Raw genomic sequence first — 703 nt, 5'->3', positions numbered from 1 at the left:
GTTTATAAATGTAGGAAATGCAAGAGAGAAATCCACAGTTGAATTTCGAAATTCGTCACAACAGCTAGAGACTTTGTACATAGGGAAAAGAGAAAGTGACAAGATGATACGTTTGTATGATAAAAAGGTCGAACAAATGAAAAAGGGTAATGAGGTTGATCAACCCTACTGGTGGAGATTAGAGTTTGAACTTAAGAGAGAAACAGTGGACGAGTTCGCTGATGTGTTTGAAACTTTACAGATAAAAAAGCCCGACTTAAAAGAAATTGAAAAAATACAAGATAGAGCGATGCTTTACTATCTCCGTGATCACCCAGAAGAATGGGCTGAGCTTGGGAATTCAACTAAATCGAAATATAGAAAGATGCTAAGAGAAATAAAAAATGAAAATATGACTCCTCTTTTTAAAAAGGAATTGAAGAAGAAAAAAGCCGAGTTGCTGGAACAACTCGACGGATGGTTCAAAAATCAATATAGAATTTTCGAAAATTGTTGATTTTGATAGCACTATTATAATCTAAAATACAGGTAATATTCCAGTAGTAAATATTACTGTCGGAGCCTTACAACGAGAATAGTGTCGAGAATTTACGAATAGATATATAGTATGAATATAGATAAGACCGCCTTATACACTGATACATAATGGGCGGTCTTTGTTATACTTATACTACTTTTTATTTAAGAATGGTGTGAGTATAAC

Annotated in this window: 1 protein-coding gene; it reads left to right on the top strand. The window is 33.6% G+C overall.

Going from position 1 to position 703, the window contains the following annotated elements:
- Window positions 1-496, top strand: a 496-nt coding sequence (locus AC1DWA_RS33000) for a replication initiation factor domain-containing protein (RefSeq protein ID WP_477917636.1), incomplete at its 5' end; no start/stop codon positions are given.
- Between the last annotated feature and the right edge of the window lie 207 nt (window positions 497-703).

This window comes from Rhodococcus sp. P4_F3_2 (assembly GCF_056401335.1).
Note: the sequence above shows the minus strand (reverse complement) of the source record. Positions and strands in the feature narration are given on the sequence as shown.